Origin of the sequence: Maribacter huludaoensis (genome assembly GCF_029350945.1) — a bacterium.
GTDB lineage: Bacteria > Bacteroidota > Bacteroidia > Flavobacteriales > Flavobacteriaceae > Maribacter > Maribacter huludaoensis.
In genome coordinates this window covers 185856-212559 of the sequence record NZ_JARKMS010000006.1, presented here as the reverse complement: position 1 = coordinate 212559, position 26704 = coordinate 185856, and the positions used below count along the sequence as shown (strand labels likewise).

The window sequence follows — 26704 nt, the reverse complement described above, 5'->3', positions numbered from 1 at the left end:
ATAACCAAAATTGTGTTCGCTTTTTTGTATTTTACAACATAAACATAAAATAAACCATTACAATGGCAGGATTATTAGATTTATTAAATAGCCCAATGGGGCAACAATTAATTAGTGGAGTTGCAGGTCAGACAAATCAACCAGCAGATAAAACCGCAAATGTACTAAGTATGGCTATGCCGTTAATACTTGGTGCTATGAAGAAAAATGTTTCTACACCAGAAGGTGCACAAGGTTTAATGAGTGCCTTATCTAGCAATCACAATGGTAGTATTCTGGACAATCTAGGAGGCCTTTTTGGCGGTGGTGTTGACGATAGTTTAATGGCAGACGGCGCCGGTATTTTAGGACATGTGTTTGGTGACAAACAACCTCAGGTAGAAAGTGCCCTAAGCTCAAAATCCGGTATAGATTCTGGTTCGGTTGCTCAAATTTTAAAGATAGCCGCTCCTATAGTTATGGGAATGATAGGTAAGCAAACTGCACAAAGTAACGTAAATGACAGTACGGGAATGAATGCGTTATTAGGAAGTATGCTAGGTGGACAGCCACAGGAAAACCAAAGTTTAATTACCTCTTTATTAGATGCTGATGGTGATGGTAGCATATTAGATGATGTTGCCGGTATGGTAATGGGCGGTAATAAAAGTAGTGGCGGTATAGGAGGTCTTTTAGGAGGCTTGTTCGGTAAATAATTTTATAAAATTTTATCTATATAACCCGCTTGCTGATGCAAGTGGGTTTTTTTGTATCTTATAACTTATGAAAAAGAACTATTTACTATTTCAGAATTTGTTTTTACTTGCTGTGCTTGCATCATTTATGGTTTGTTGCGGTTCTTCAAAAGAATCTTTATCTATATCTAGTGATGAAGAGCAGGCCTTTAAACAAGTTGAAGGAGACACTATTACCATTTCAAGCGACAAAACAGAATACGAAATAATTATAATAGAACCTGGTTTTAATGTTTGGTTAAACTCCGTTGCAAAACCTGAAGGGTATTATTCTCAGAGTTTTCTTGAGAATAGAAATTATATCATGGTTTTAGAATGGAATAATAGAGTATTACAACCCTCTAAGTTTAATCCCAATTTATATGAACTACAAATAGATTACGCTCGTCATATAGATTATGGATATGAAGTAAATTATAAATTGTATAATTATTTCATCTATTTTCAAAGAAAGTACAATCAACGTTTAGGTCCTTTTGTACCCCGCATTTAAAAAGTATATTTGCGGCATTCAATAGATGTCATGCAAAAATTAAAAGAACGCTGGGGCGTTACCAGCAATTTTCAATTAATCATTATTTTCATAGTTTTTGCCATTACAGGATCTTCTTCTGTCTATGTTGCAAAACCTTTTTTAAATTTAATTGGCTTACAACAAGCTAATTTTGCAGATACATGGTGGGGTTCTGCAATCTATTGGATTTTACGAATTTTACTGATTTTTCCGTTTTATCAGATATTATTGGTAATATATGGCTGGTTATTTGGACAATTCAAATTCTTTTGGGCCTTTGAAAAAAAAATGCTTAAAAGATTAGGACTAGGATTTCTCTTTTAAATAACCGTGTTAGGTTTTCTTTAACATTCAGTTCTACTTCTTTTAGTAATTTAGCTTTGTGAAGAAATCAATATTTACATACTTCTCTGTATTTATTTTGTTTTGCCTTATGCTTATTAAGGTGACATCTTTTCATGTTTACACTCATCAAGATAATGCTGTAGATACAATTGAGAATTGTAGCATTTGTGATTTGGCAGTACAAAATCTAAATTCAGATTTTACGTTTGTTGCTACATTGATATTTATTCTTTTACCATTGATAATATATACAGGTAAAAAAATATCGCCTTTTGTTAGTAAAGTTCCTTCTTCCTATTTCAGGTATGCAACGTTTGGCAGGCCTCCCCCTATTCAGAGTTAACTCACTCCTAGAAAAAAAATAATCGATGTCAATTTCTGCATCGGTACCTATTCGCGCTAAAATTATATAATGAAATCATATTTATATATTTTTGCAATCTTTTGTTATACAATAGCTTACGCTCAAGATTGCAATTCAATTCTATTAGGGGAAATAGTAGATTTCCATGATAACAGTACGTTAAGTGGAGCAACTATCAATATAACCGGTAAAAATCTTTCTACAGTTTCTAAGGAAAATGGAAAATTTACCTTTAAAAATCTATGTGATGGAGTTATAGAATTAGAAATTTCTCACCCAGAATGTACCACCAAATTTATTACGGTAACAATCAATGGTGATACGTTTTCTGAAATTAGATTAGAACATCACTTAGAAGAATTAAAGGAAGTTAAGGTTATAGGTGATATACAAAAGACCACCAATTCTGCACAAGAAAATGTTCTATCCGTAAAAGATATAGAGCGTAATAGCGGTAACAGTTTAGGCGATGCACTTAAAAAAATAGCCGGAATATCTACGTTAAATACAGGTGGTAATATTGTAAAACCGGTAATACAAGGCTTAAATGGCAGTAGAATCTTAATTCTGAACAATAACGTTCGTATGCAGGACATGGAATGGGGTGAGGAACATGCCCCTAACGTAGATGTCAATGCAAATCAAAACATAAGTGTAATCAAGGGCGCGGCCGCTATAGAATACGGTGGTGATGCCATTGGCGGGGTAATTGTTTTAGAAGCACTACCTGTTGTTAGAACAGATTCTTTGTTTGGTAAAACACAACTAAATCTTGCTTCAAATGGTCGTGGCGGAAATATTACATCTACATTGACCAAATCTTATAAATCCGGTCTGTATATTAAGGCACAAGGTTCTTATAAAAAATTAGGGGATTTAGAAGCTCCAGATTATATACTTTCAAACACTGGTATAAAAGAAAGTGGTCTATCCCTTAATGCTGGAAAAACCGATTTTGAAAGAGGATGGGAAGGTTACTATTCCTTTTTTAATTCAGAAATTGGAATTTTAAGGGCCTCACATATTGGTAATGTAGATGATTTAATTACTGCCATTAATAGTGATGTACCAAGCGTAATCAACGATTTTACCTATGATATTGACCAACCCTACCAAGAAGTAACCCATCATTTGGGTAAACTTAGTTACTATAAAAGATTTGAAGGATTTGGAAAATGGACCACACAATATGATTTTCAACAAAATAGAAGATTAGAATATGATGTTCGTGTAGGTGATGATGCAGACAAAGCATCGTTAGATTTAAAATTGACCACACATTCCTTATTGACCAATTTAAAATTTGATGCCAAAGAAGGCTTTGATTTTAAAGTAGGGGCATTAGGTAGATTCCAAACCAATTTTGCCAACCCAGATACCGGTGTCAGAAGGCTAATTCCAGATTATGACAAATACGACTTTGGCCTTTATGCTATAGGTAGCTATGAACTTAATAGTGATTGGAATATAGATGCCGGAGCTCGGTATGACTTTAGTAGAATAGATTCAAAAAAATTCTATAGGACGTCAAGATGGGAAGAACGTGGCTACGATACCGATTTTTCGGATATAATTCTTGAGGACTTGGGCACGCAATTACTTGTTAATCCTGTTTTTGACTACCTTAATTTCTCTGGCACAGCAGGGTTGCATTACAAATTAAACAACAAAAATCATTTACGTTTTAATTACGCTTACTCACAAAGGGCTCCTAATCCGTCAGAATTGTTCAGTGATGGTTTACATCATTCTGCGGCACGTATAGAATTAGGCGATTTAAGAATTAAAAGCGAAACATCATCTAAATTCTCAGCATCTTTAGAAAGAAACACCAATACCTGGGGCTATACTGTTGCTCCGTTTCTAAACAGTATAAAAGACTTTATACTTGTGGAACCTACAGGTGTAGAATTTACGCTTAGAGGAGCTTTCCCTGTATGGTCTTATCGCCAGACTAACGCTGTTTTATTAGGACTTGATGCATCTTTATACAAAAATTGGTCTTCACATATAAGAACGGACCATAAGTTTGCTTGGGTAAGAGGAACGGATACAGATACAGATACTCCGCTTATAAATATGCCTGCCTTAAATTTCTCTAACAGTATTACATATACAAATCCTAAATGGAACAACTTTCTAGTTAGTTTAGAAAGTCAGTATGTTTTTGAACAAACAAGATATCCCGATAACATTGAAGTATTTTCTCCAGAACAGCAAGAAAATGTGATTCTGGACATAAATACACCACCAGATGCTTATCACCTTTTAGCTCTAAATACAGAAGCATCTTTTTCATTAAAAAATAAAAACGATTTTACTGTGGGCCTAAGTGCAAGCAACCTATTGAATACCAATTATCGTGACTACCTAAATAGGCAACGATATTTTGCAGACGACATGGGCAGAAATATACGTCTGCGCCTAATTTTTAACTATTAAGAATAAATATTAACAAATGAAAACAAGTACAATTATGAAAAGAAACAAAACAGTAAAAACCATTTTAGCATTAAGTCTAATGGCAACAGTAATGACATCATGTTCTAGTGACGATGATACACCAGAAGTAGTAAACGAAGAAGAAATTATCACTACAATGACTGTTACTTTAACAAGTGCTGACGGTACTGCCACACTTCAATCTCAAGATTTAGATGGTGATGGACCAAATGAACCTGTTATAACGGCAGATAATTTAACGGCAAACACAACCTACGCAGGTAGTATTGAATTATTGAACGAAACTGAAACTCCTGCTGAAGATATTACCGAAGAAGTAGCTGAAGAAGCTGATGAACACCAATTTTTCTTTGGACTATCAGGAGCTATTGCAGATGTAACATATTCTGATGAAGATGGAGATGGAAATCCTATTGGTCTTGAATTTGAATTGACAACTGGTGATGCAGGTACAGGAACTGTAACTATTACATTACGTCATGAACCCACAAAACCAAACGATGGTACTTTGGCAGATGCAGGTGGAGAAACTGATATTACTCAGACTTTTGACGTAGTAATAGAATAAGTATACGCTACCACTTAACGTAATTAAAAAGCCTTTGAATTAAATTCAAAGGCTTTTTCTATTTATTCTTCTAGTTGATACCATTCAACATCTGTAAGTACCGCCCTCCTACCCACTTTTTTTGGTGGATAGTTGGTAACTAAATAGTTGATAATTACAGCTTCATTCTCTCCTAAATCCCACAAATTCTGGGTTTCCTGCATCCATTTAATAGTAGATTTCCATCGTTCTTCATTCATTCTATTCTGCATGACCAACTTAGATGAATGGCAATTTGTACAATTCTGAATGGTCTCTGTCATACCTGGCGCCTCTATAAAACCAGTTGCTACATGAATACCATTTTCTATTTTATTAAAATCGTTTTCAGCAGGTATCTCTACAATTTCCGTTTTAGGTTCGTTAGCTTTAAAAGCAGATAAATTTGGGTCAACTATAAAGTACAGTAAAGCAATACCTCCAATAGCAATTACAACACTGGCAAGTATAGTCTTTCTATATAAATCTTTAAAATCGCGTTTTAGCGTATCAAGATTTTGCTTTTTCATCTAGGTGATTTTTACGGCTATTCTATGACAAGCATTATTTAAATATCCTTTAGGGTTCCAGCCGGGTAGTAACATAGGCTGCCCTACCCCGTCTGTATCAGTGGCTTTTGCCCAAACTTCATAATATCCCTCCTGCGGAAATGAAATATCTGCTGAAAAATGCTGCCACGCTAAACGGTTTACAGGTCTTTGTAAAGAACAAGAGTTCCAAGTAGCACCAAAATCTATGGAATATTCCATTTTGTCAACTTCTAATTCACCTGCCCAGGCATGACCCTTAATGCTTAACTTTTTACTTTTTGATAAAATAGCACCAGATTTAGGGTATGTAATTAAAGATTTTACCGGCATAGACTCAATGATACACATATCTTCATCTGCCACTTTTTCACCAGGAGCAACAGGTTTACAAGGCACTCTATATGCCGTACCGGTCATTTTGGTACCGTCATGAACTATATTTCTTATGCTAATACGTTGTAACCATTTTCCAGAAACCGAGGCAGGCCATCCTCCTGCAATGACCCGTAAGGGATAACCATGTACTAAAGGAATATCGGCTCCGTTCATTTTAAAGGCCAACAATGTTTCATCTTGCAAAGCTTTTGCAATGGGTGCTCCCCTAGATATAGGTTCTTTACCAGGATCTCTACTAAGATGCACATCTGCAGCGTGATAACCAAAATAGACAGCATCATCGTTAATACCTACATCTTCTAACACATCTCTTAACCTTACACCAGTCCAATTAGCACAGTAAACCGCACCCACTGTCCATTGATTTCCTTTTGCAGGTGGATCAAATTCGCTTCTACCATTACCGCCACACTCTAAGGTTAATTGATAGGTATGATGTTTAAATTTTGACTTTAACTCTGCAAGTGAATAAGTTTTTGGCTTTTCTACAGACTCCCCATCAATGGTAAGAGTCCAGTTTTCTACATCGATTTTTTCAGGAACAAGTCCATTATTTCTAATAAAAATAGACTTATTGGGAGTTACCTTATCATCTAGGAGATGGGCTTGTGCTTCAATATTCCAAGGCTTATCGTTTAAAACGATCATACCCTTATCTTTATTGAATAATTTAAATGGGTCAGTATCTTGTAAAGCTATTGGAGTATAACCATCGGGCATTACTTGTTTAAAGACAATATCTACTCCTAACAAAGTAGCTATGCTACTTAAACTGGATTTTGCAACAAAACTTCTTCTCTTCACAACTCATAGTATTTGAGATAAAGTTAAGTGATTTTACAAACTTAGATAATGTTCTAAACCTCTATTGTTTGACCTTTTTTTGAACCCTTAAAAACATAAGTATATAACCACATTAAGGTAAACGATGGTATTACATCAAAACCTGGTATAATCTCTTCTACAAAAGTGAATATCCCAGCTGCCTGACCTACTTTGCCTTTATACATGCGGGTCATTAACCAAGCGGAGAGCGGAGCCCAAACTATATCAGAAAATTCGCCCACAAACGGTATAGCAAATGATAACATACCTATACCATCAAAAAGCAAACCCATAAAAAGTTGCTTGTATTTTTTATCTTTTAAAATTGACATATTGAAAAATTAATTATTCTAACTAAATAATGCAACAAAGATGCCAAATTTATAAATTGATTATACGCAATTTTTCAGATTATGAAAGATCTGAGCTAATCAATTTTAAAAATTCATTTCTGGTTTCAATCTTTTCAAATTGACCTCTAAAGCCAGATGTTGTGGTAACAGAGTTCTGTTTTTGCACACCACGCATCATCATGCACATGTGCGAAGCTTCAATTACTACGGCCACTCCTTTTGGTTTCAGTGTATTGTTAATACATTCCAATATGTCATGCGTAAGTCTCTCCTGTACCTGTAATCTTCTAGCAAATACATCAACTACACGAGGTATCTTACTCAACCCAACTATTTGTCCATTAGGGATATAAGCAATATGAGCCTTACCGAAAAATGGCAACATGTGATGTTCACACAAAGAATATAGCTCAATATCCTTTATAATGACCATGTCATCATAATCTTCTTTAAACATTGCCCCTTGTAAAATTTCAACGGCATCTTGCTGATACCCCTGCGTTAAAAACAACATAGCTTTAGCTGCACGTTCCGGTGTCTTCACCAAACCTTCCCTAGATACATCTTCACCAATTTCATCTAAAATAGATGAATATCTACTTTTAACTTCATCGGTAATTTCAAGATTGTATTCTTCTAAATTCTTATAAGGGGACATAAATTTCCATTTGTGTTTAACCTAATTCATTTTAGGTTGAACAAATTTAATATTTTCTTTCATCATCAAACGTAAAAATATCATAAAATAGTGCATATTTTAGAATAGCCATATTCAATTAGGCTTAAACCGGACAATAGTTAATACTTAATATGAATAACTATATTAAGCATGATCGTTTTTCATTAAATTTGAATTTGATCAATTTACAACCTTAAACATACACTTACCCATGATAAAAGCTTCTAACATTCATAAGTACTACGGAGAATTAGAAGTACTAAAAGGAGTTGACCTCCATATTAAAAAAGGAGAAATAGTATCTATAGTTGGTGCTTCCGGTGCCGGTAAAACTACCTTATTACAAATTTTGGGAACTTTAGACGTTCAATCAAATAGAAAAGACAGTACGTTACTGATCAATGGTATTGAAACTACAGAACTAAATGATAAAGATTTAGCAAAATTTAGAAATGAACATATAGGATTCATTTTTCAATTTCACCAATTATTGCCAGAATTTACGGCCATTGAAAATGTATGCCTACCTGCATTTATTAAAAAGACGCCAAAATCTGAAGCTGAAGATAGAGCCAAAGAACTTTTAGATTTTTTAGGATTATCCCATCGTTACGACCATAAACCATCAGAACTATCTGGTGGAGAACAACAACGTGTAGCGGTTGCCCGTGCCTTGATCAACAACCCCTCCATAATTTTTGCCGATGAACCTAGCGGTAATTTAGATTCAGAAAGCGCTGATAACCTGCACAAACTATTTTTTGAGCTACGTGAAAAGTTTGGACAGACCTTTGTAATCGTTACCCACAATGCTGAATTGGCAGAAATGGCAGATCGTAAATTGACAATGGTTGACGGAAAAATTGTAGATAAGGAAATTATTTTGGCATAAATTAAATTAGATGCTAGAAGAACTACTCTTATTTGCCAAAAAACCTGTCTATACACAAGATATTGAAAGTTCTCTATCAGAAAAATTGAGAATTCTCTTTAAGCTTTTAATTATCGCATTAACAGCAAGTATTGTATTATTAATGGTAGCAGGAGTTTTAGAAAGTATTTTAAAGATTGAGATGGGCAAACATGCCATGGATGATTTATTCGGAAACTACTCAGTGGTACTTATTTTCTTTTTAGCAGTAATTGTAGCTCCTTTCTTTGAAGAAATGTTATTTAGAGGTCCGCTTATATTTTTTAAAGATTCAAAATTTTTTAAACCAATTTTCTATTTGTTTACAATTGCGTTCGGCCTTATGCATATCAGTAATTTTGAAATGAGCACTCAGGTTTTACTTTTTTCTCCATTGTTGGTTGCACCACAAATTAGTGTAGGATTTCTTTTAGGCTACATACGGGTAAAATTTGGTTTGTTATGGTCCATCGCGCTACACGCCATTTACAATATGGTTTTAGTGGTTCCTGTGCTAATTATGCAATTGTTAGATATTTCTATTGAATGACAAAAAGTGAGCTAAAAATATTTCTTGACGAAAAGGTTTTTGAATATAACAAACCTGAATTCTTAGAAACCGATCCTATACAAATTCCACATCTTTTCACACAAAAAGAAGATATTGAAATCAGTGCTTTTCTAACGGCAACCATTGCTTGGGGCAACAGAAAGAGCATCATCAATAATTCTCATAAGTTAATGGAAAAAATGGGACAAAGTCCGTATGACTTTGTGCTTAACCATACCGATGATGATTTAGATAATTTATCAGGATTTGTTCATAGAACGTTCAATGAAAATGATTTAAAATATTTTATAAAAAGCTTAAAAAATATTTACACGTTCCACCAAGGTCTTGAAGGTGTATTTACCATGCATCAATCTAATGACAGTCTACAGCCCACAATTTCAAAATTCAAGAAAACATTTTTTGAATTACCATATGAGCAACGCACAACAAAGCACGTATCTGATCCTTTAAAAGGTTCTGCCGCCAAAAGGATAAATATGTTTTTACGTTGGATGGTTAGAGATGCAACTACCAATGTGGATTTTGGCATATGGAAAGGAATACCTACTTCAAAATTATCTTGCCCATTAGATGTACATTCAGGTAATGTAGCTAGAAAATTAGGATTATTAAAAAGAAAACAAAACGATGCCAAAGCATTAGCCGAGCTAGATAAAAGCTTAAGAAAACTGGACCCTTTGGATCCAGTTAAATATGATTTTGCCCTTTTTGGTTTAGGTGTTTTTGAAAAATTCTAGTTTATGGCTTCTTTCTCAAATCTTTTATCGGTCAGTGTTTTCATAAACGCAATTATAGCCTTAGATTCTGTAGTCGTTAGATGTAAAGAGTCTGGAGGTAAAGTTTGGTAAGGTACATCTAAGCCCATGCCCTGACCGCCACCAACATTATAAAACTCCACTACTTCCTCTAAAGTTTCATACACCCCGTTGTGCATGTAAGGTCCGGTTAATTTTGCATTACGCAATGTTGAAGTTTTAAAAAAATGCTTCTTCTCCTCTACTTCATAAGGATAATACTGCCCCCAATCATCATCTAAAACAGGGTTTTCAAAACTTGCGTTTTTGGGCACGCCCAAATTTTCAAATTCGCTTTCCATATATTTAGGAGGCACCGTACCGTTAAATGCCGGTGGAAAATGACAAGTGGCACACGCCGCTTTACCCATAAAAAGATTAAAACCGGTAATCTCTTCGGTAGTCATGGTTTCTTCTAGATTGTTCATGTTCCGATCGAATTTAGAATCGAACGGAGCTAAACTTCTTATATATGTTGCAATAGCATTACGTACGTTCATATCGGAAATTTTGCCATCGTAAAGCGAATCAAATTGAACTTTATACACTGATTTATCTTGAATTTTCTCTTCTAATTTTTCCAAATCTATATGAAACTCATTTTCATTATTGGTGACTCCAACAATTTGATCCTCAAGACCATCTGCCCTACCATCATAAAACAAAGAACGTTGGTAAACAGCATAGGTTAATGTTGGTGAATTACGTTGCAAATCTTGGCCGTTTATACCTTTAGCAATTTTATGCCCGTCGGTAAATGCTTTTTCCGCAATATGGCAAGTCGCACAACTAATAGTACCGGAGCCGGATAAATCCGTATCATTGAACAACTGTCTTCCCAACTCAATTCTTTCTTCAGTAATATCTGGTGCTCTTTGGGTGGAGAACATCTTCATATTGAAAAAATTCTTATCAAAAAGATTGGTAACCTTAGGGTCCAAAGCCCTTGATTGGATTAATTCAATTCCCCAATCATTAGCAGTCTTATCCACTAGATCCAATTGCGTATTGGTATGCAATTTTATAAACGAGTATCGATCAAATTCGTCAAAATTGGCACTTTGTAAATCATCAATGGTGGAAGAAATTTCTTTTTTCCAATGTACATATAAGGTATTATCCCTAAAAGCCTCTTTATAAATATCCAAAACTGTTTGTAGCGTTTCATAATTATAAACAGCTTCGTTCAATGAGTTTGCCAACATTGGAGAATCAAAACCTGTAATACCTTTAGTAGCCACATTTACAATGGCATCTCTTATCATTTTTAAATGATGCCTATCTCTTTGGGTGATGAGAATATGATTTTTTCGAACAAACGGAATTCTAATCTTTAAATACTCCAATACAGTATTCAAATCTTCATTGGAATATCCTTCTTCACTATAAAGAAGCTCTTCCAATACTTGAAAACTCTTTGGTTTTTGTTTTTTAATATCGGTATGGTCGTCTATTTCTACCTTAAGCAAATTAGGCGCATTCATTGAGATGTAATTCTCATAATCATATGCGATAAGCATAGGCTCTACCCTTTTATACCATTCCCTACTTTTTAAAAACAGTTCTTTGTTCTTTGAGAGCGATTGTGCGGTATCTATTTGCTGCATGTAATAAGAAGTACTATCCAATGCCAAAAAATAATGTTCCCTTATAGCATTGTTGAACATAGATTGATCATTAGCATTTATAGCCAACAAAGGTTTTGTTTCCTCATTCTTGCAGGACAGAAAAAAACAAACAAATACAATCAAAATCCATTTATAATTAAATGCGCTCATGTTTCGCTTTGAAATTAATATGAATAGAAAAAGGTTCCCAGTGAAGGGAACCTTTAAACTTGGTACAATTACATCACTTATCTAGGTAAGCCTGTCAACTTAAAAAGTACGGAACCTTCTAAGCGAGCACTGCCTTCACTAATTGCAGTAGGGTCAACAAATTTAAGTCCGTCTGCCCTTACAGCTGTATCAGGAGTGGTATTAAAATTCCATCCATGTACTTGAGCTCCACCAATAAAGGTTGGTTCAGATGCACCTATGATATCGGTAACATCGATCAAGCCGGTTATTTCCCACATACTATCGGTATTACCAATACCAACACTTGCAGCATATGTTTGGTTACACTCCATAACTTCAACAAAGTTGCCCGTATTTAGGTCTAATTGCCATAACTTGGCAAAACCTGTGATATCCGCATTTAAATCTCCATAACCATTTGGATCTTCTTGAATGTAAGCATAGTTCTCAGTTACCAAAATGTTATCCGGAGAATGCATTCCATCACCTTTTCCACCTTCTAAGTCACCATCAACTACAACAGTTAATTTAGCAGGAGCCGTTGGATCTTCAGGATCTAAAACTAGTTTGTAAACACGACCAAAACCAGTACCTCTTAAGTTAAGGTCCGGATTATCTCCACGAATTCTACCGGTAGCATTAAAATATACTTCTCTTTGAGCATCGGCAGAACCTCTTCTCCAATCGATATCTTCAATTCTTTGAAATCCTATAGCACCCAAGTCAATAGCTTCTTGGTTCAACTCATCTATAGTTCTTTCAGTAACTTCTACCCATTCTACATCGTATTCAATGTCTTGAGCCATTCCCATTTCAAATAACTGACCGCCTTCTCCAGGAGCAGATTCTACTGGGTTTGTACCTCTAAGTACATAAAGTTTACCTCCATAAAGATCACCTCTTTGACCAACGTACATTCCAAAATGAGCTTGTGGGTATGTATTGTCACTGTGGTCATCACCCATAAAAACTACTGTTTGAGAAGAATAAGCATCTTTTCCAATAACAACAGCATTTTCTGTTGACCACTCACCCATTGCAGGTAATCTTTCTACTTCTACCCTATCTTCTTTTGCTCTAAAAGGGTTTACTTTAAATACACCCTTAGCGTTACCGCCCCATTCTCCACCAGAAAGGTATAAAGGACCAAACCCGTGCTCTTCAACAGTAATTGAAGATCCAGAACACATTGCTGTAAAAGCAGTAGCTGTAGAATTTACTATATAATCTCCTTGTAAAGGCTGTAGTTCAGAATTCAACATAATTCTTGCAATGGAATAATCTGCTTCTAAATTATTGATCAAAGCATAGTTACCATCTTCTGTAGGGTAAAGTGCAGCTCCATCCATATAAGAACCATAAACAAAAGTAGAATCAGATTCTAAGATATCTGCAGAGGACATGATCATATTAAGGTCAGCAGAACCTGCAAAAGCACCTTTAAGTTCGAATAGTTCGTTTGGAGTTACGGAACTAGTTAATGGAATAGATTCTTCCAGAGTCAAATCTTGTCCGTCAGCACCATCGGCGCCATTGGCTCCGTCTGCGCCATCAGCACCGTCTACACCGTCAATACCATTTGTACCATCTACACCGTCTTCTCCATCACAGCTCATAACAGCTAATCCTAAGCAAGAAAGGAAAAGGGCTTTAAATAGTAAATTTTTCGTTTGTTTCATTATCAATATAGTTTTTAGGTTATGAATGCCAAAACTATAGAGATAACCTTTAAGTAAGGTTTACTGAAAATTAGCAATAAATGAATTAAATCTTATGATAATGTTAACATGTAAACTTAACTTGAAGTTGAAGTGATCAAAACTTGAACTTAACTTTAAGTTAAGTTTTAACTATTTGTTTTTCAAATAATTACATCAAAATACCTAAATTACCTAATGACAATAACTGTTCTTGTCCACCTTCTCTTATCGAGTTGTAAATAGCCTCTACAATTATCATATCTCTTTTTCCCATTTCACCAGGAGCCACGTTTTTACTGTCCAACAAAATATGCTTTGCAAAATCATCCATCTGTAAAGCCTGTTGTCTTTTATGTGGAAACTTTAAGACATCTCCATTAGAAGTTCTACCACTTATTGGTCCGTAACTATGGGCTGGGTCAAGTTCAAACCAACCTTTACTACAATGACATTTTAATCTATTACCATTTGCATTATGCGAAGTCATCATATGTGCGATAGCACCATTCTCAAATTTAAACTGAGCGGTAATGGTCTCATCGGTATCCTTAAAATATTCTGGTCTAGTACTAAATTCTTGTGCAGAAACTGAAATAGGGTTTTGACCTGTACCATAAATACTGGTTTGTATAGCGTACACACCCATGTTCATAAGCGCTCCGCCACCAGATAATTTTTTATTTAGTCGCCATTGATCTGGATTACCGTTAGAGACATATCCTGCATCAGATGAAACAAACAAAACATCGCCAAAAGTTTTTTCCCTAACGTATTTTTTGACTTCATGGGTATAAGGGTCGCTTTGCATTCTATAACCAACAGAAAGCTTAACCTTATGTTCATTGCACGCATTCATAATTGCATCACATTCCGCAACACTTACGGCCATTGGTTTTTCACAGATAACATGTTTACCTGCCTTTGCCGCACGAATACAAAATTCCGCATGCATACTATTGGGTAATACTACATAAATAACATCTATGCTGTCATTATCCGCAATGGTATCAAAATTCTCATAATTATAAATATTCTCTTTGGGTATATTGTATTTCTCTTGCCAAACAGATTCCTTTTCTTTTGTACCGGTTACAATTCCTGCCAAATAACAATGCTCCGTATCCAATAAAGAAGGTGCTAATTGATAAGTACTGTAGCTCCCTAAACCAACCAAGGCTACACCTAACTTTTTACCGTTTTTATTAGTTGTAAAGGCATTCGCCAAAGGCATATTGGCGAGAAAAGCGGATCCTAACAGCCCTTTAGTAGCCAAACCATTAAATGATCGTCTTGTAAGTTGTTTCATGAGTATTAGTTGTATGAATTAGAAAAGTAAATAATTATCAGGTAATTCCATAATTAATTAGTTTGTATTTACATTATGGATACCAGCCAAAAAATTTAAAACATTCCATTTTTAAAACCATCATAATTACGGATTTGACATTTAAAACTCAATAGGTCCGAACAACGAATAAAATAGCACAATTATGCTTATTTTCGTTTTACAACAGAACCTTATCAAACCATGAAAAAAATAGTACAATTTACCTTTTGTTTGGTCACTGCATTTGCCTTTGGCCAGTCTAGGGAATTACCCGTAGACACCGTTATCACAACACAACATAACGCTACCATTAATGGCGCTAGTTTTTCGTACACCGCACAGACCGGGACCCAACCTGTATGGGACGAAAATGCAAAACCCATAGCCTCTTTGCATTATACCTATTATACTAGAAACAACATCAAGGATCGTGCTGCTAGACCTCTATTGATTTCATTTAATGGAGGTCCAGGATCAGGTTCGGTATGGATGCATTTAGCGTATACCGGACCAAAGGTTTTAAAAATTGATGATGAAGGATATCCTGTTCAACCTTATGGTGTAAATGACAATCCGCATTCAGTTTTAGATATTGCGGATATCGTTTATGTAAATCCTGTAAACACAGGTTATAGCAGAACTATCCCTGCAAGCGGAAAAGAAGTAGACCGCGACAAATTCTTTGGCATAAATGCCGATATTAAATATTTGGCAGAATGGTTGAACACCTTTGTAACCAGAAACAACAGATGGCGCTCGCCAAAATATATAATCGGGGAAAGCTATGGGGGCACACGCGTAATGGGTCTTTCTTTGGCTCTACAAAATCAACAATGGATGTATTTAAACGGTGTCATAATGGTTTCACCGGCTGATTATAAAGTGATACGCAATTCCGGACCCGTTGCCGAAGCAATAAACCTACCTTATTATACTGCAGCGGCATGGCATCACAAAGCTTTACCACCAGCCTTACAGAGTAAAGATCTTTTAGAAATTCTACCGGAGTCTGAAGCATATACAATTGATAAGCTTATACCGGCATTGGCTAAAGGAGGATTTTTAGAGGCTTCCGAAAAAGAAGCCGTGGCAGATAAAATGGCTTATTACTCAGGATTGAACAAAAAAGACATTCTTGACCACAACCTTTCCGTACCTACTTCTTTCTTTTGGAAAAATCTTTTAAAAGATAAAAGCGGGCATACCGTAGGACGCTTAGATTCAAGATATTTAGGAATAGATAAACAACTAGCCGGTACAAGGCCAGACTATAATTCTGAATTAACATCTTGGCTACATAGCTTTACCCCTGCCATTAACTATTACTTACAGGAAGAGTTAAATTTTAAGACGGATGTAAAATATAATATGTTCGGTCCGGTACACCCTTGGAACAATGACGATGACAATACCAGAGATAATTTAAGACAAGCAATGGCACAAAACCCATATTTAAATGTTTTGGTACAATCTGGCTATTATGATGGAGCTACCACATACTTCAATGCAAAATATACCATGTGGCAAGTAGACCCAAGCGGCCGCATGAATGATAGATTTAGTTTTAAAGGATATCGTTCAGGTCATATGATGTACCTACGAAGAGAAGATTTAAAAACCGCAAATGATGACATCCGCGATTTTATAAAGCGTACAATTGCAACAGGAAAAAGTGCAAAGTATTAGAAAAACTACCTTTCTAAAACCGTACTGGACATTCCCAATACATATAGCGAGTTGATCTCAGTTGTTTTTATTGGGAATTTCATTTGATGACGGTAATCTACCGTCTTTGTAGCATCTATAAATAATTGTTCCCTTTTACGTTGTTTTCTTTTTTTGAAAATGTCAATTGTAGCACCAACAGTTACACCACCCAGTACGGTAGCTAACAAATCTTCATTGCTCCACCCACCGTATTGATTTTCATCAATAGCCTCTTTGGCCAAACCAATTAGCAAACTGCCACCAACCGAACCAACAAAGGTCCATGTTCTATTGCCATCTGAAACTTCGTTCGCAATTCCCGCCCCTACAAGTCCGTAAAGATTGCCACCTAAAAAGTGGAGAACCTTATCTTGCTCAATTTGACCGTAAGCTTTGACAGCTAAAAATAGCAGAAGAGAAATAGTTAGTATCTTTTTCATACTGCGCAAAGATAAAAATTCTAATAGATGGCCTAGGTTAAATAATTACAAGTAATAACCCGTCAAATTCATCATAGGTCAATTTTATATTATCTTAGGATTTTAAATTAAAATATGGAAATAAAAAGTTTTATCAAAAGTCTTACAATAATGCATCTATTCCTATTAATAGGCTTAAGCATTTTTACCCTTTGGGTATTTTTACAGATCAAATCATTTAATACAAGTACAGCGGGTCAAGGTGTATTTTTATATATAGTTCCGGTATTTGCAATGTTAGGCTATTTTGGTAGTCAATGGGTCTTTAAAAAAATGACTTCCAATATTAAATCAGAAAGTCGTTTAGAAGAAAAGCTAAAAAAGTATCAATCTGCTTTACATATCAAATATGCGCTTATTGAAATTCCTGCCTTTATAGGATTGTTTGCATATTACAATACTGCCAATGCCCTTCCTTTGGTTATTTCTGTGTGCTTATTGGCCTATTTGGCAGCACAAAGACCAAATAAGGCAAGTATTATAAAAAACATTCCATTAAAGGCTGAAGAAAAAGAACTAATTCAACAATCATAGTAAAGATGCATAGAATAAAAACAATAATGTATACCTGTATGTTATCTATTTTAGGATTAACCTCTGTAAATGCACAGGATTGGGCAGATTTAAAACACTTTAAAGTTGCTAATGACACAATAGAACAAGCCACGGAAAACGAAAACCGTGTGGTGTTTATGGGCAATTCCATTACAATAGGCTGGTTAAAAACGCGTCCGGAGTTTTTTAAGGGCAAACCCTATATAAATCGCGGTATCAGTGGTCAAACTACGCCACAAATGTTAATAAGATTTAGACAAGATGTCATTGATCTTAAACCAAAAGTGGTAACAATATTGGCAGGTACCAATGATATAGCAGGTAATACAGGACCATCTACCTTAAAAATGATTATGGACAATATTAAAGGTATGGCAGAGATGGCCCATGCAAATGACATTAAGGTAATTCTTTCCTCTACCCTACCTGCCTATGATTACCCTTGGAAACCGGGTTTAGAACCTGCAGAAAAAATTATTAAGCTTAATGCGATGATAAAAAAATACGCGAATACACATGGACATATCTATTTAGATTACTTCTCTGCCATGGTTGATGAGCGTAACGGCCTACCAAAGAAATATGCAGCAGACGAAGTACACCCAACTGCCGAAGGCTATATGGTAATGGAGCCATTAGTTGAAGCGGCAATCGCCCAAGCTATTAAAAATTAAGATTTCAATTTAGTGCTATTCTCATTGTTGATAATGCGGATTGAAACCACTAAAGATTTGATTATTTTTGAAAAAATTTGATTTCGACAAAATGAAAAAAACACTATTCTTATTGGTCGCTACGGCGATTTCTTGCAATTCCTCTCAAAAAACAGTTAATGATGTCTCCACAGAGGCATCTAAGACAGCATCGGAAATTACGTTTGCAGAATCTATTACAGAGACAGAATTAAAGGAGCATCTATATATCTATGCATCCGATGAATTTGAAGGTAGAGAAACTGGACAACCAGGTCAAAAAAAGGCTATTGCCTATTTAAAAGCTGAATATGAGAAATTGGGTATTCCTGCAGCTAAAACTGACGGAAATTATTTTCAAGATGTACCATTGGAAATAAGTAAGCTACCAAAAGGAAAGCTAAGTGTAAACGGAACCGATTTTTCAATTGGGGAGCATGTTCTGACCTTTGCGGCCGCAAACACTTCTGTAAATGAAATTATTTATGTAGGTTATGGTATTGAAGATGATTCTTATTCTAGTTATAATGATATTGATGTAACCGGAAAAATAGTTTTATTAAAATCGGGTGAGCCAAAGAAGTCCGATGGAAATTACGTAATATCCGGCAATACAGAAACCTCTATATGGAGCAATATGTCAGAATCTTTAACAAAAAGAATTCAAATTGCGGTTGATAAGGGCGCAGTAGGCGTTCTGTATTATGATACGGACAATTTCAGCAGATTTAAACGTAGATTTGAAACAATGAAACAGAACAACAGTGGCAGAATGGAAGTAGTTGATAACAATGCCCCTGAATTCTACAGCCTATTTATTGATCAAGAGCTTGCTAAGAGTTTGCATGCAAGTATAGAATCTGATAGTGAATCTAAGGTATTATCAAAAAAGATTGATTTAAGTTTTGAAAGTTCTAATGATGTAATTAAGTCTGAAAATGTGGTAGCAATGATCAAAGGTTCTGAAAAACCAAATGAGTATTTGGTTATTTCATCTCACTTAGATCATATTGGTATTGCCGGAGACGGGGAAATCAATAATGGTGCAGATGATGACGGATCAGGTACCGTTGCCCTATTGGAAATTGCAGAAGCTTTTATAAAAGCATCAAATGCAGGTGTGGGTCCTAAAAGATCAATTGTATTCTTACATGTTACCGGGGAAGAAAAAGGATTATTAGGATCTCAATATTACACAGATGTTGATCCAATTGTTCCTTTAGAGCAAACCGTAGCAAATTTAAATATTGACATGATTGGTAGAATTGACCCAAAACGTGAGGGAGATAGAAATTATATTTATTTAATAGGTTCTGATAAACTTAGTATTGAATTACACAACCTATCTGAAGAAGTGAATAAGAAATTCATGAATATAGAGCTAGACTATACGTATAATGACGAAAACGACCCTAATCGTTTTTACTATAGAAGTGACCATTATAATTTTGCTAAAAATAACATTCCGATTATATTTTATTTTAATGGAACGCATGCTGATTATCATAAACCAAGTGATACACCAGACAAAATCAATTATGATCTATTGCAGAACAGAACTAGGTTAGTATTTCACACTGCTTGGGAAATAGCCAATAGAGAGCAAAAATTAAAGGTAGATTAACTATCGGCCTATTTAAATTTAAATAGTCTGCCACTTTGTGGCAGACTTATTTTTTTACTTAAAAAAGTGAAAACCAATACTTGTAAAACAAAAAAGTCCTGGAATGAATCCAAGACTTTCTATCTGCTTTAGGGTGGAAGACCGGGTTCGAACCGGCGACCCTCGGTACCACAAACCGATGCTCTAACCAGCTGAGCTACAACCACCATTTGTAAGCGAGTGCAAAGATAATTTTTTTATATAGTTCTAACAAATATTTAATTGAAATTTGAAGAAATATTTAATTTTAAGAATGGTTTAATTTATTTCTTTTAACTTTAAGTTTTAAATATAACAACTCACCTATATCACACCTAAATCATAATGTATTCTAAATCAAATTATAAGCTTAATTTTCTTCTCTTAGCTTTGGTTTGTTTTAATTTTTATACCGCATTAGCACAAAAAGACAGTGTTCAACTTTATCATGAAAAAAATTTAGAATTAGAAAAATGTCCAGATTTTTCTGAAAACGACTTTGAGTATATCGATAACTTAAACAAACTCTCCTATTACCAACGGTTAATAGCGCAAGATTCTATGAAAATAAACTCAAAACGAGCACTTGAATTGAGTAAAAAAAATAATTACGTTTATGGCGAACTGGAAGCGTTGTCAAATTTTGCCACTTTATACCTTTATACAGGAAAAACAGATAAGGCAATTGAATTTTGTTTGACAACGGTAAACAATCCTCATCTAAAGGATTATCCCAAAATAGAAATGAAAATTTATAATACCCTTGGGCAAGCCTATTTTTTCAAAAACGATTACCCATCTACATATACTCAATTTTTACACGCCCTGGCCATTGCGGAAAGGACTAATGACGAATTTAATTTGTTCCGACTAAACATGAATTTAGGAACAATTTTTAGTCGATTAGAAGATTCTGACGAAGCGTTAAAATACTATGCTGCAGCATTTGAAGTTGTTAAAAAATTAAATGACCCAACAAAAGAAGCCATGATGTTGAGCAACATGGCATTTTTAAACATAGAACTAGGAAATTTAAGAGTAGCAAAAAGTAATCTAGACGAGACCTTTAAAATGTATGAGACCCATAATAACAATACGTGGCTGGCATGGACCTACGCCACCCAAGGTCTTTACTATCTTAAATTAAACGATTATGAGAAAGCCATAAAGAATTATCAAAAGTCTTTGGACATGCATAGTACAATTAGCGATGTCAAAACTAAAGCCGATATTAAATATGGATTGGCAAGGTCTTACCTAGGTTTAAACAATCTTGTTAAATCTGAAGAATTTGTCTTAAAAAGTCTTGATCTCTATAAATCATCGGATTATGATGCAGGTTTGGAAAAAGCTTATAGAACCATGTATGAAATTAAGAAAAAGCAAAATTTAATAACAGAATCATTAAAATATTTAGAGTTAACCGAAAAAATCTCTAATGATAATTATAAGAAAAAAAATAGGCAAAATTTAATGATGCTCAACGCAAAATTGAATTTTGATAAAGAAACACAACGTTTAAAAGCAGAAAATGAATTGGCATTAAACGAACAGCGCAAATATGTTAAATGGTCTCTAGCAGGTTTAATTACATTGATGATTATTGTGTTTCTGATTTTTAGCGCTAATCAAAGAGAAAAAAAATTAAACAAAAAACTGGCGAACCAAGCAGAAATTTTAAACGAAAACCAGAAAAAACTTACCCAAATTAACGCAAATCAAGACCGTTTATTTTCAATTGTTGGTCATGACCTAAGAGGCCCCATAATTTCATTAAATGAAATTTTAGCATTGTACCTGGAAGATCCAGAAGGTAAAACTTATTTTGAAAAATTTGCGCCACAGCTAAAAGAGGATTTAGAGCAAGTGCAATTTACTATGGATAATCTTTTGCACTGGGGAAAAACACAAATGCAAGGCAGTACGGTAAATATTAAAAGTATACAGGTCAAAGAAGAATTAGATATAATTTTACAATTATATAGAAATGAAATCAACAAGAAATCCATACGTATAAATAATCAAGTTGCTACTAACCACAGTGTTTTTGCAGATTTGCAACAATTTAATATCATTTTCAGAAACCTGATCAACAATGCCATTAAGTTTACCCCTAACAATGGCATGATTACCATTTCTACCAAGATAAAAAATAGGAACCTGGTCATTGAAGTTTCCGATACCGGTGTAGGCATGACAGAGGAAGATGTTCAAAAGCTATTTAGTTCTTCTGAAAATTTTTCTAATTATGGTACAAATAAAGAAAAAGGTACAGGCTTAGGCTTAAGACTCGTTAAAGCAATGGTAATTAAGAATAACGGTGAAATAGCGGTAAAAAGTGAACCGAACAAAGGCAGCCAATTTATTGTAGAACTTCCCTTAGCTATCGCCTAACAGTGAATTTTAATTATAATAATTTTATTGAAAAATTCTAGATATCAGAATTATCTAATTGGTTACTATTTCTTCCAAAATTTTCAAAATCATCGACAAAATACATAAATACGACGTTAAAACACACAATAAATCGCGTTTCACAACATTTATTCCTAATTCCTACCACTCTAAACTAATTTTAGATTCACATTACAGTGATATCTATGAACTTAGGATTAATAAAACTGCATAAACTAATGGGCCTTTTTAGAGGTTGTATAGTCTTATGCATTTTTTTTAATGGCATACTTTATTCTATTAAAGCCCAAGATTCTAATCGTGACACACTCATAAATGAAATAGAGCAAATAAAACTTTCTGCTAATTTTAATTCTAAAGACACGGTTTACATCAATAGTCTACTTGAGTTGGCCAATAGGTATCGTTTTCACTATTTAGACAGTTTAAAAATTCTTAGTGAAAAAAGTCTTGAACTTAGCAAAAATGCATCTTACATAAACGGCGAAATAAATTCTTATCATGCTTTAGGCGGATTTTATTCTGATAAAGGAAGAATAGACCAGGCCATTGAATATTTCTCCAAAGCCTACAAACTTGCAGACAAGTATGATGATCATTTGCTAAAGGCGGGAATTTTAAACGATTTAGCCAAGGAATATGGGTATAAAGGTGAATACTCAAAAGCCCTGAAATGGTATTTGGCTACTATTGAAATTGCTGAGAAATATGATTACAAAAATATAATCTCTATTGTCAACGACAATATTGCACATTTATATCTGGAACAAAAAGATTATGAGCAAGCAATGGTTTTTCTACAGAAATCTAAAAGTATTCATGAAGAAATAGGTAATCCGATTTTTCTAGCGGAAACACTTAGTAACATAGCTTCTACATATGCTGATATGAATGAGCTAGATTATGCCATGTACAATATCAATATAAGTATTGCCACTTTTGAAAAGGAAAAAATATTGGAATGGCTAGCCTATTGTTATGAAATTAAAGGTAAAATCTACCTTAAAAAAAATAAGAATACATGGGCACTTTACTGGTATAAACAAAGTGAACTATTACATGAGGAAATTGAGGACGACAGAGCTAAAATAGACTTGTTAAATGGTATGACCGAAGCATATCTAAATCTTGAAAAAGATAGTATTGCAGAAATACATGCATTGAATGCCTTTAACCTTTCAAAAAAAATTGGCTTAAGATTAGGTATTAAAAATAGTGCACAAAAACTATCAAAGATATTCAAGAACAAAAAAGACTTTGAAAAGTCTCTTTGGTATCATGAAATTTACCAAGCAACTTATGAATCTCTTTCTGCGATCAGCAACGAAAAAGCACTGAGCATGCTTAAAACCCGAGTTGCCTACGATCAACAAAAAAAACAATTGATTCTTGATAATGAAAAAGCATTGGCCAAACAAAAAATTTACATTTATGTATTTATCGTAATCTTGTTCATCTTTGCAATCATTACTTTCCTAATTCACAGAAACGAACAAGCGCAGAAAAAACTGAATCAACAGTTAAGACATAAAAAAACGGCCCTAGAAGAAAAACAAGCTTACCTGAACGAGCTAAATCAAACCAAAAACAAATTATTTTCTATAATAGGACATGATTTAAGAGGACCTATAGGTGCATTTCAAGGACTTCTAAAATTATTTAAGGAAGGTGAAATGACCAAAGAAGAATTTCTGAATTTTGTACCTAAACTGAAAGTAGATATAGACACTATATCATTTACTCTCAATAATTTACTGTCATGGGGACAAACACAAATGAACGGATCAATAACCAAACATTCTGTTACTAATTTGGATAGTATCGTTGAAGAAAATATTGCATTGTTATCTGAAATAGCAGAATCTAAGTCTATTTCCCTTGTAAATAGAATCGAGCCTAATTGCCAAATTTGGTCAGACCCAAATCAAATAGACATTATCATTAGAAATCTTTTAAGTAATGCTCTAAAATTTACTCCAAATAATGGTCAAATAGTTATTGGTGCCATTCAAAAAATTAAAACTTGCGAGATATATGTTAAAGATAATGGTATGGGCATGAGCGAAGATATCATTAGTAAATTATTTGAAAAAGATTCTAACCATACCACTTACGGCACCAATAATGAAAAAGGAACCGGTCTAGGGCTTTCATTATGCAAAGAAATGGTCGAAAAAAATAATGGAAAAATATGGGTACATAGTGCCATAGGCAAAGGTTCTAGTTTTTACTTTACCATTCCACGAATTCAAAAACAGTATAAAGAATCTGCTTAAATAAGGTGGTCTAGTGAATCTACCGCAACCATTCTTTCTACGGTAAATCCTTCAGCATAATCAACACCAACCAACCTGCCTAAATCTTTGGCCCTGTAATGCACACTTTCTATAAATGTCTTACTGCTAATAGGCGTTTCGGGTTCATTGCTATTTGGATCATGAAACTGAGAACTATAGGCTAAAATTGCATCTGTTTTTATATCTATATACGTACTGATATCTACCACAAAATCTGGACTAATATTCTTCCATTGAATATAATGATAAACTAATTTAGGTCTCCATTCTTGCTGCTTCTCCTCTCCTATTTTAGTTTCAATTCTTCTTAATCCGCTTAAAAAGCAGGCATCGCTAACCAACTTACTTCCTTTACCGTGGTCTATATGGCGATCGTCAATAGCATTGCATAAAACGATATTAGGCTGGTATTTACGTATCAATTTTATGATTTCTAGTTGATGTGCTTCATCATTAATGAAAAAACCATCCCTAAATCTTAAATTTTCTCGAAGCGCAACTCCTAAAATCTTTGCGGCAGCGGCAGATTCTTTATCACGTATTTCTGCAGAACCCCTTGTACCTAATTCACCACGGGTCAAATCTACGATACCTACTTTTTTACCTAGAGCAATTTCTTTTGCAATGGTACCTCCTGCCCCAAGTTCGGCATCATCTGGGTGCGCTCCAAATACTAAAATATCCAACTTCATACTATTCTAATTCTATATATTTACCTTATTTTATTAGGGCAATAGCCTGTAAAATATCCTCTTTTAAATCTTCTGCTTCTTCAATTCCTACAGAAAAACGAATTAATCCGTCAGCAATACCTTGTTCGGCCCTTACCTCTGCGCTCATTAACGCGTGCGATGTCTGGGTAGGCGATATAACAGTACTCTCAACACCTGCAAGGCTCATAGATGGTTTTATCAAATTCAAGGCTTTTTGAAACTTTGAAGAATCTAAATTTTCTTTCAATTCAAAAGACAACATTCCTCCAAATCCTTTCATTTGTTTTTTAGCCAAATCATATTCAGGATGTGAAGGTAAACCTGGATAATAAACTTTCTCAATATCTATTAACTCATCAAGAAAGTAGGCCATTTCCAAGGCATTCTCATTTTGCGCCCTAACACGAATACCCATGGTTTTCATACTTCTCTCTAATAACCAAACCGTATAGTCACTAAGACTACCGCCAAAATTTTTAGCCAAGTGAAAAATACGCTCTATATTTTCAGCGGTAGATGCAACTGCACCTGCACAAATATCCGAATGACCACCCATATATTTTGTAGCGCTATGTATGACCACATCAATACCAAAATCTATAGGGTTTTGATTTACCGGACTTGCGAATGTATTATCTATTAAAGTAATAATACCATGCTTTTTAGCTAAAGCAGCAACAGCTTCTAAATCTGTAATTGTTAATAACGGGTTAGAGGGCGTTTCTATATAAATTACCTTTGTATTCTCTTTAATTTGAGCTTCAAAAGCATCTGCATGCCAACCTTCCGTAAAGGAATATTGTATACCATATTTTGAAAACTCTTCGTTCACCAAATTATATGTTCCACCATATAAAGTCTGTTGCAAGACCACATGGTCCCCTGCATTCAAAAATGCCAACAATGCCGTACTTACAGCAGCCATACCACTACCAAAAATAAGAGCAGATTCTGCATGCTCTAAAGCTGCCACTTTTTTACAAAGTCCCTCCTGGTTAGGCGTATTAAAATATCTTGGGTAACGTTTTACATCAACATCTTCATAAGCGTAAGACGTACTCATATATAATGGAGATACAGCTCCTTTATGTTGTTTATCTTCCAATTCACCTACGTGGGTACAAATGGTGTTTAAGCCTTTTTTATTCGAATTCATTTGCTAATAATTAAAGAAAATAAAGGTAAGGAATTAGAATGTAAACAGCCACGATAGAATTTTATGGATGCCTTCTAAAATAGCTTATGAATATTATATTAAGTACGATTGTAAAAAGAATTCATTCTCGCGAA

Annotated in this window: 25 protein-coding genes and 1 tRNA gene; 15 read left to right on the top strand and 11 right to left on the bottom strand. The window is 34.5% G+C overall.

Going from position 1 to position 26704, the window contains the following annotated elements; all coding sequences use genetic code 11:
* Positions 1-62: 62 nt before the first annotated feature.
* The 6 genes from PXC01_RS16380 to PXC01_RS16360 all read left to right on the top strand — a co-directional run bounded on the left by PXC01_RS16380 (position 63) and on the right by PXC01_RS16360 (position 4988).
* Entirely contained in the window at positions 63-695 is a 633-nt protein-coding gene (locus PXC01_RS16380) for a DUF937 domain-containing protein (RefSeq protein WP_276473362.1), read from the top strand.
* Between the two features lie 67 nt (positions 696-762).
* Positions 763-1227: a DUF6146 family protein gene (locus tag PXC01_RS16375; protein WP_276473361.1), complete on the top strand. Its 465-nt coding sequence runs from the start codon at positions 763-765 to the stop codon at positions 1225-1227.
* Positions 1228-1257: 30 nt separating this feature from the next.
* Entirely contained in the window at positions 1258-1572 is a 315-nt protein-coding gene (locus PXC01_RS16370) for a DUF6787 family protein (RefSeq protein WP_276473360.1), read from the top strand.
* Positions 1573-1630: 58 nt separating this feature from the next.
* Positions 1631-1936, top strand: coding sequence for a DUF2645 family protein (locus tag PXC01_RS18455; protein WP_366009586.1), 306 nt, complete (start codon positions 1631-1633; stop codon positions 1934-1936).
* 69 nt (positions 1937-2005) lie between these two features.
* Positions 2006-4399, top strand: a complete 2394-nt coding sequence (locus tag PXC01_RS16365; RefSeq protein WP_276473359.1) for a TonB-dependent receptor — start codon at positions 2006-2008, stop codon at positions 4397-4399.
* 34 nt (positions 4400-4433) lie between these two features.
* Positions 4434-4988 carry a type 1 periplasmic binding fold superfamily protein gene (locus PXC01_RS16360; protein WP_276473358.1) on the top strand — a complete coding sequence of 185 codons (555 nt, stop codon included), beginning with the start codon at positions 4434-4436 and terminating at the stop codon, positions 4986-4988.
* A gap of 62 nt (positions 4989-5050) precedes the next feature.
* On the opposite strand, the gene PXC01_RS16355 is transcribed toward PXC01_RS16360, so the two are convergent.
* The 4 genes from PXC01_RS16355 to folE all read right to left on the bottom strand — a co-directional run bounded on the left by PXC01_RS16355 (position 5051) and on the right by folE (position 7789).
* Entirely contained in the window at positions 5051-5536 is a 486-nt protein-coding gene (locus tag PXC01_RS16355; protein ID WP_276473357.1) for a monoheme cytochrome C, read from the bottom strand.
* Positions 5537-6757: a sulfite oxidase gene (locus PXC01_RS16350; protein WP_276473356.1), complete on the bottom strand. Its 1221-nt coding sequence runs from the start codon at positions 6755-6757 to the stop codon at positions 5537-5539.
* 53 nt (positions 6758-6810) lie between these two features.
* Positions 6811-7110, bottom strand: coding sequence for a hypothetical protein (locus tag PXC01_RS16345; protein ID WP_276473355.1), 300 nt, complete (start codon positions 7108-7110; stop codon positions 6811-6813).
* 79 nt (positions 7111-7189) lie between these two features.
* Complete coding sequence (folE, locus tag PXC01_RS16340; RefSeq protein ID WP_276473354.1) at positions 7190-7789, bottom strand: GTP cyclohydrolase I FolE; 600 nt, start codon at positions 7787-7789, stop codon at positions 7190-7192.
* Between the two features lie 232 nt (positions 7790-8021).
* On the opposite strand from folE, the gene PXC01_RS16335 reads away from it, so the two are divergent.
* The 3 genes from PXC01_RS16335 to PXC01_RS16325 are packed head-to-tail and all read left to right on the top strand — an operon-like array spanning position 8022 to position 10031.
* Positions 8022-8702 carry an ABC transporter ATP-binding protein gene (locus PXC01_RS16335; protein ID WP_276473353.1) on the top strand — a complete coding sequence of 227 codons (681 nt, stop codon included), beginning with the start codon at positions 8022-8024 and terminating at the stop codon, positions 8700-8702.
* A gap of 10 nt (positions 8703-8712) precedes the next feature.
* The gene (locus PXC01_RS16330) at positions 8713-9270 is read left to right on the top strand and encodes a CPBP family intramembrane glutamic endopeptidase (RefSeq protein ID WP_276473352.1); all 558 of its coding nucleotides are present in this window, start codon (positions 8713-8715) and stop codon (positions 9268-9270) included.
* Positions 9267-10031 carry a TIGR02757 family protein gene (locus PXC01_RS16325; RefSeq protein ID WP_276473351.1) on the top strand — a complete coding sequence of 255 codons (765 nt, stop codon included), beginning with the start codon at positions 9267-9269 and terminating at the stop codon, positions 10029-10031. The genes PXC01_RS16330 and PXC01_RS16325 overlap by 4 nt, the downstream gene beginning before the upstream one ends.
* On the opposite strand, the gene PXC01_RS16320 is transcribed toward PXC01_RS16325, so the two are convergent.
* The 3 genes from PXC01_RS16320 to PXC01_RS16310 all read right to left on the bottom strand — a co-directional run bounded on the left by PXC01_RS16320 (position 10028) and on the right by PXC01_RS16310 (position 14893).
* Entirely contained in the window at positions 10028-11866 is a 1839-nt protein-coding gene (locus PXC01_RS16320; protein ID WP_276473350.1) for a cytochrome-c peroxidase, read from the bottom strand. The two genes, PXC01_RS16325 and PXC01_RS16320, sit on opposite strands and share 4 nt — an antisense overlap.
* A 77-nt stretch (positions 11867-11943) precedes the next feature.
* Positions 11944-13566: an alkaline phosphatase PhoX gene (locus PXC01_RS16315; RefSeq protein WP_276473349.1), complete on the bottom strand. Its 1623-nt coding sequence runs from the start codon at positions 13564-13566 to the stop codon at positions 11944-11946.
* Between the two features lie 190 nt (positions 13567-13756).
* The gene (locus PXC01_RS16310; protein WP_276473348.1) at positions 13757-14893 is read right to left on the bottom strand and encodes a Gfo/Idh/MocA family protein; all 1137 of its coding nucleotides are present in this window, start codon (positions 14891-14893) and stop codon (positions 13757-13759) included.
* Positions 14894-15115: 222 nt separating this feature from the next.
* Here PXC01_RS16310 and PXC01_RS16305 point away from each other — a divergent pair, with 222 nt between their 5' ends.
* Positions 15116-16600 (top strand): S10 family peptidase, encoded by a 1485-nt coding sequence (locus tag PXC01_RS16305; RefSeq protein ID WP_276473347.1) that lies wholly within the window; start codon positions 15116-15118, stop codon positions 16598-16600.
* Positions 16601-16605: 5 nt separating this feature from the next.
* Here PXC01_RS16305 and PXC01_RS16300 read toward each other — a convergent pair whose 3' ends face one another.
* Entirely contained in the window at positions 16606-17061 is a 456-nt protein-coding gene (locus PXC01_RS16300) for a YfiM family lipoprotein (RefSeq protein WP_276473346.1), read from the bottom strand.
* 150 nt (positions 17062-17211) lie between these two features.
* On the opposite strand from PXC01_RS16300, the gene PXC01_RS16295 reads away from it, so the two are divergent.
* The 3 genes from PXC01_RS16295 (at position 17212) to PXC01_RS16285 (ending at position 19971) form a co-directional block, all read left to right on the top strand.
* Positions 17212-17634, top strand: coding sequence for a hypothetical protein (locus tag PXC01_RS16295; protein ID WP_276473345.1), 423 nt, complete (start codon positions 17212-17214; stop codon positions 17632-17634).
* A gap of 38 nt (positions 17635-17672) precedes the next feature.
* Positions 17673-18329, top strand: a complete 657-nt coding sequence (locus PXC01_RS16290) for an SGNH/GDSL hydrolase family protein (RefSeq protein WP_276473344.1) — start codon at positions 17673-17675, stop codon at positions 18327-18329.
* Positions 18330-18420: 91 nt separating this feature from the next.
* Positions 18421-19971 carry a M28 family peptidase gene (locus PXC01_RS16285; protein ID WP_276473343.1) on the top strand — a complete coding sequence of 517 codons (1551 nt, stop codon included), beginning with the start codon at positions 18421-18423 and terminating at the stop codon, positions 19969-19971.
* Positions 19972-20102: 131 nt separating this feature from the next.
* Here PXC01_RS16285 and PXC01_RS16280 read toward each other — a convergent pair.
* Positions 20103-20178: transfer RNA gene (locus PXC01_RS16280), tRNA-His, on the bottom strand.
* Positions 20179-20334: 156 nt separating this feature from the next.
* Between PXC01_RS16280 and PXC01_RS16275 the strand changes: the two genes are divergently transcribed.
* Both PXC01_RS16275 and PXC01_RS16270 read left to right on the top strand, forming a co-directional pair.
* Positions 20335-22383 (top strand): tetratricopeptide repeat-containing sensor histidine kinase, encoded by a 2049-nt coding sequence (locus PXC01_RS16275; protein ID WP_276473342.1) that lies wholly within the window; start codon positions 20335-20337, stop codon positions 22381-22383.
* A 206-nt stretch (positions 22384-22589) separates the two neighbouring features.
* Positions 22590-24680: a tetratricopeptide repeat-containing sensor histidine kinase gene (locus PXC01_RS16270; RefSeq protein ID WP_276473341.1), complete on the top strand. Its 2091-nt coding sequence runs from the start codon at positions 22590-22592 to the stop codon at positions 24678-24680.
* Here PXC01_RS16270 and bshB1 read toward each other — a convergent pair.
* Positions 24677-25393 (bottom strand): bacillithiol biosynthesis deacetylase BshB1, encoded by a 717-nt coding sequence (gene bshB1 / locus PXC01_RS16265; RefSeq protein WP_276473340.1) that lies wholly within the window; start codon positions 25391-25393, stop codon positions 24677-24679. The genes PXC01_RS16270 and bshB1 overlap by 4 nt on opposite strands.
* A 25-nt stretch (positions 25394-25418) precedes the next feature.
* The gene (locus PXC01_RS16260; RefSeq protein ID WP_276473339.1) at positions 25419-26570 is read right to left on the bottom strand and encodes a trans-sulfuration enzyme family protein; all 1152 of its coding nucleotides are present in this window, start codon (positions 26568-26570) and stop codon (positions 25419-25421) included.
* Between the last annotated feature and the right edge of the window lie 134 nt (positions 26571-26704).